Source organism: Pedobacter sp. 01T416_2, from assembly GCF_056398925.1.
Genome location: NZ_JBFTQI010000443.1, coordinates 1 through 4936 on the forward strand (window position 1 = coordinate 1; position 4936 = coordinate 4936).

6 protein-coding genes are annotated in these 4936 nt (G+C 40.9%); 3 read left to right on the forward strand and 3 right to left on the reverse strand.

Annotated elements, in window-relative coordinates; translation table 11 throughout:
- The coding region (locus tag AC1DPQ_RS17495; protein WP_477610379.1) for a class I SAM-dependent methyltransferase at positions 1 to 461 on the reverse strand (461 nt) is incomplete at its 3' end.
- Positions 462 to 878: 417 nt separating this feature from the next.
- Here AC1DPQ_RS17495 and AC1DPQ_RS17500 point away from each other — a divergent pair.
- From AC1DPQ_RS17500 to AC1DPQ_RS17510, 3 genes are read left to right on the forward strand one after another with little or no spacing between them, the layout of a single operon-like run.
- Positions 879 to 1529 carry a Crp/Fnr family transcriptional regulator gene (locus tag AC1DPQ_RS17500; RefSeq protein ID WP_477610380.1) on the forward strand — a complete coding sequence of 217 codons (651 nt, stop codon included), beginning with the start codon at positions 879 to 881 and terminating at the stop codon, positions 1527 to 1529.
- Between the two features lie 4 nt (positions 1530 to 1533).
- Complete coding sequence (locus AC1DPQ_RS17505) at positions 1534 to 2946, forward strand: hypothetical protein (RefSeq protein WP_477610381.1); 1413 nt, start codon at positions 1534 to 1536, stop codon at positions 2944 to 2946.
- Between the two features lies 1 nt (position 2947).
- Positions 2948 to 3271 carry a hypothetical protein gene (locus tag AC1DPQ_RS17510; RefSeq protein WP_477585750.1) on the forward strand — a complete coding sequence of 108 codons (324 nt, stop codon included), beginning with the start codon at positions 2948 to 2950 and terminating at the stop codon, positions 3269 to 3271.
- A gap of 95 nt (positions 3272 to 3366) precedes the next feature.
- Here the strand turns inward: AC1DPQ_RS17510 and AC1DPQ_RS17515 are convergent, their stop codons facing one another.
- On the reverse strand, positions 3367 to 3708 hold the full coding sequence (locus AC1DPQ_RS17515; RefSeq protein ID WP_477610382.1) for a DUF7957 family protein: 342 nt from the start codon (positions 3706 to 3708) through the stop codon (positions 3367 to 3369).
- 510 nt (positions 3709 to 4218) lie between these two features.
- Positions 4219 to 4936 (reverse strand): hypothetical protein (locus AC1DPQ_RS17520; protein ID WP_477610383.1); only part of this gene is annotated, 718 nt, incomplete at its 5' end.

Genomic DNA, 4936 nt, shown 5'->3' on the forward strand with positions numbered 1-4936 from the left:
TACCTCCCATTTCCGATAAAACGGACCAGCGATTCAATACCGATTTCTGAGGCCAGGCGACAGAAGAAATATCCACCGGGTTTAAGTACGCGCCACATAGCGCTTAACATCGCTTCAAAATGTTCCTGGTTTTCTGCAAAGTGGAGTACAGCAGAACTAAGGACCAGATCAAAACACTCACTTTCAAATGGTAATTGTTCTACAGGCGCTATGCTGAAGTTTTCTTCGGGATTGATATGGGGAAAGGCACTGGCCAGATTTTTAAGCTGTGCTATCGCTTCAGGATTTTGATCTACCCCATAAACCTCCACACCACTTCTTAAAAAGTAAAGCAGGTTCCTTCCTGTTCCACATCCAGCATCCAAAACAGTCTTGCACCCATCATAAGTACCTTTTAGTAACTGGTCGAATAAATAAATATCAATATTTCCGAAGGTTTCCCGTATATGCTCGCGTTTCATCTCTGGACCAAAGATATCACAAATTGTCCGGGATGAAAATCATTTTCCTAGCAGGATGACTCCCGGATCACCCACGTATGGTATTCCAGGTACCCCTCCATACCCACTGGTTCCAACCTTTAGGCATTGTGGATTTGAACTTAGTTTCTCCACCGGATTTGCGATAGCCGCTGTCTATTCGATCTGTAGGGAAATCTATGCATAAAGTTTTTCAGATCGTTTTTCCAAATTCCTAGCAATACATTTTAAGTTAACTATTTGAGCAGCAACCAACCAGCTATCGGCGAAAGCAGAATTTTAGCAAGGTGCACGTAACAAATACAGATAAATGGCGTTTATAAAATACATCCTTCCGACAGGACACTAATAGYCAGGTAAACGCGCTGAAAAGTTGATTTGTGACACAATCGACAAGTCATGCAAAAAAAAACTATCGAAGAAGAGGATTTACTGGAAACCTTGAGCTTCATTGTACCCCTTCCCGCTCCTTTGCAGGACAGGGTAAACCGGGAGGCAATCACCGAGAATTTTAAACGCAAATACCTATTACTCAGACCCGGCGAGACTGCCCGGAGACTGTACTTTATACGAAGTGGATTTTTACGTGCCTTTTTCATTGACGAAAATGGAAAAGAGTGCACCACCTGGTTTATGGGAAAGGGTGATCTGATGATCTCGGTTTACAGCTTTTTCACCCAAAGACCAGCCCATGAGTACATAGAAGTACTTCAGGACTGTAAACTCCAGTCCATAAGCTGGCAGCAATTAAACGCTTATTATGCAGATTTCCCACAAGGGAATCTGCTGGGCAGGATCGTCACACAGAAGTACTACATCATGAGTGAGGAAAGGGCGATTTTCCTCCGTAGCCAAACCCCGACGTTGCGCTATGAAAAATTGCTTGAACACCACCCCGACATAGAGCAGCAGACCAGCCAAAACAACATCGCCTCCTATCTTGGAATTTCCCGGGAAACCTTAAGCAGAATCAGGCGTAAAAAATTGCAAATGTGTCACCAGACACAAAACAGCCGAAATCCAACACCTATCTTTGACTATAAAAACTAAGGTTATGAACGCAAAGCTCAAAACTACCATGCTGTTTGTACTCGTGATCTGTGCATGCCAAAAAGAACCGTTCAACAATGACAATGTGACGAACGAAGTAAGCAATACCTCCATTTCCCTGGATGAGGCCAAAAACTTTATGGCGCAGGTTGACAGAGACAGCAGTAAGGCCATGGCGAAAATCAGGGTTGACTGGAAACTTGCCCAAAGCGTCGCTATAAGGAACGGGAACAAGTGGATCATTTTACTGGAGGGACAACCCACCTATCAAAACTATAAACAGGGATATCGGCAACTGGTGATACTGAGGGACCCTGTAAGCAAAAAGATCGGGGCAAAAATACTGGAGATTATTCCAGATGCCATCTACCTGCAGAGAAACCGGATAACAAGGGCAGCGGATTTCACAGGAAGGGTATTTGTATACAACCTCAACTACAAACTAATGGGGGGTAGACTCTACAGCAAGGGGAAGCCAGTCGGATTGATCAAACAGTTTTCCAAGCAGGAAGAGCTAGACCAGGCCAACAAAATGTTAAAGGAGGTGAATCCCTATCGTGGAATACAAGGGAAGATCATGAAGATGATGGCTATAGAAACCTGCGCCTGGGTGCAAGACTGGTATATTGACGGCGCAGGTGATTTCACCGTCCATTCTACCCAAATCTGCTCAACCACTTACTTTGACGACGGCGGAGGTGCTGGCGGTGGCGGAGGATATTACGATGGCCTTGTAGACGGCTCTTCGGGATCATCAGGTGGTAGCGGAGGAAACACCGGCACATCATCGCCCCCTGCCCCATCGAACCTTCCGGGAGAGGACAAAAACCCTGTCAATCCCAAAGAGATGATGGAATGCTTCTCAAAGATTCCAAGTACAAATGCAGCATTTGTAGTAAGGGTATATGTTGTTGAACCGCAGCCTGGAACCTCTTTTAATGTCGGCGCCAACAGTTTCGGCCATGTGGCTATTTCTTTGAGCAAAACAAGTGGAGCCACAACCATCACACAAACTGTCGGATTTTACCCTACTGGCTCTGGACTGGATAAACTATCCTCTAAATCGCAAATTCTTGACAACGGCTTTGATGCCTATAATATATCGTCAACTTATTATGTCACAGGGGAAAGTTTTCAGAAAGTAATAGATTATATAAGCAACCCGCCAAAAAACTATCATTTCTCGGATTACAATTGCTCAACATTCGTCTACGGAGCAGGTCAGGCCGGAGGTATTCCAATCCCAGACCCAACCACGCAAATTGGATTGGGCGGACCTGGTGGAGCTGGTTTTGCCAAAACGCCAGCAGGAATGGCAAGCGCTTTGCGGGAACAAAAAGCTAGTAATCACAATTTAGATATTAACGAAGCTGGAGGTAAAATACCGGAAAGCAATGGACCATGTAAAATTCAATAAGATGAAAAGAAAATACAAAGTGACAATTTTGATTATTGTAAGCGCAATTGTGATCAGTAACTTACCACCTATAGCATATTTTCTTCAAGAAGAATATCACTATCGGAATAAAGATGCGAGCTTTCAGTTTTATGAGCAGGGAGGTCCAACCCAAGATTTCGAAGTTGCTAAAGCTCGCTTCGAAAGTTTTAAGAACAAGAATCCCCAAAATAAAAGTGATATTTTATACCGAACATTCACCTTAAAACCCTGGAGGTTCTGGGAATGGTGGCAGATGATTGCGCATTCCGAAAGGTTTAGGTTACCACTATATCCATCGTCATAAATGAAGCAAAATACTGCAAACAAATTTATATCTCATGGCTTTTCCACAATTCTATTCATTTCTCAAATACCACGGAATTGCGTCAGACTAGGAGTCTATTTAGTATTATATTTATCTAAGACTTCACCCGTTTTTGGATTAATAATTATTGCTGTATCACACCAGTTAAACAGTACTATTTGATCCATATCATTTTTTCGCACATTAAGGTAAGGGCAATCTTTCGACTTTTGGAATAATTCAATTTTCCCTATTTGCCATAAAAAATCTCCGCACAATTTTATTCCAAATACATTTTGATTGTACACTTCGTTAGCAGGAATATCTAAAATAAGTATAATTATATCTTCAGCCAATACGGATTGTTTTATTGGGTATTTAAAAACAAGTGGTTCCCCTGTCTTAAAAATTAATTTATTATCTACGAGGCTATACATTTTACTTAATTATGGTATTATTACTGGTTCGATTATGGGTAATTCCGGAATCATCGGCTCTACAATTGGTGGAGGCATAAACACCGGCAATCCCATTGGCCGAATAAACGAAGCAGCTGGTATCCGTTCCATTAGCTGGTATTGAATCCCTCCTCCAGACTGACCAAAAGCACGCCCCGCAATTCCTACCCGCATTAAGTACCTGAAGGAGGTTGAACCTTAACAATATTGGTTGGTTCGTTTGGCAATGCTATTTTACGCTGTATCTCACTTCGTGATAAACCTTCAATTTCACTAGCCTTGGTTAACCACCGCCCGTTAGCTTCCGTACCGTTTGATCCTTCAGTGTAAACTCTTGCATATTCTGCACCTTCGGGAGATATAAATAATAATACAATTTATTTATAATTTCTATTCAAGTTTTTCTTAGTTGCAAAGCACCAACTCATTTATGATTGACGACAGTAAACGCAGCTGCCCTCAGCAATTTTGTTCGTCTGATAGGTTTTATTACTCAGAAAGTGATGATTTCTTTGCCTTTCTACCAAAAACTCGAGGATAGTAAGCAAGAGATACCAGAAAATATTGTTGCATTACATTTACCGATCCTGTGGTAAAGGTATTGTCCAATCCAAAATTCACTACCCCCTTGTTTTGATGCAGTATATCTAAAGCTGATAATTTCACTTCTCCTTGGTTACCTTTTAAAAATCGATAGTATAAGTTCGCGTTCCATAGGGTAAAATTATAATTTCCACCATAGGTAGAAGAGTTGGAATTATACGTAATATTGGTATTGAAGCTAATGGCTGGGGAAATATTTAAGCTAGCAATAAATCTTGTACTTAAAATTGAACTTTTGAACGCCGTAGGATTATTGGTCTGTTTTAATTTTGAAATAAGCATTTGCTGGTTCAATTCGAACTGAAAAGCATCTTTATACAAATATGAAACAACAAAATTATTATCAGTTGAGAGCAAACTTGTACTATTAAGCAAACCATTTATGTAGTTTGGTTGGGTTGCATTGCTAAGTGATGGTTTCAAAATAAACTGTAAAGTACTGCTTTGAACTTTAATGCTTTTTCTAGCCTCACCTTGGATAAACCATGATTGGTTGCCATCAACATTCAAATATCTTCCGTAGGCACGTCCGAGATTATCATATAATATGTTGTTTCCAATAGCATTATTTATTTTATTGAGGCCCAATTTAACAAAGTAATTG

What these genes read in the sequence shown, in the direction of transcription:
- AC1DPQ_RS17500 (WP_477610380.1), top strand. Translation starts at nt 879, where the DNA reads ATGCAAAAAAAAACTATCGAAGAAGAGGATTTACTGGAAACCTTGAGC.
- AC1DPQ_RS17505 (WP_477610381.1), top strand. Translation starts at nt 1,534, where the DNA reads ATGAACGCAAAGCTCAAAACTACCATGCTGTTTGTACTCGTGATCTGT.
- AC1DPQ_RS17510 (WP_477585750.1), top strand. Translation starts at nt 2,948, where the DNA reads ATGAAAAGAAAATACAAAGTGACAATTTTGATTATTGTAAGCGCAATT.
- AC1DPQ_RS17515 (WP_477610382.1), bottom strand. Translation starts at nt 3,708, where the DNA reads ATGTATAGCCTCGTAGATAATAAATTAATTTTTAAGACAGGGGAACCA.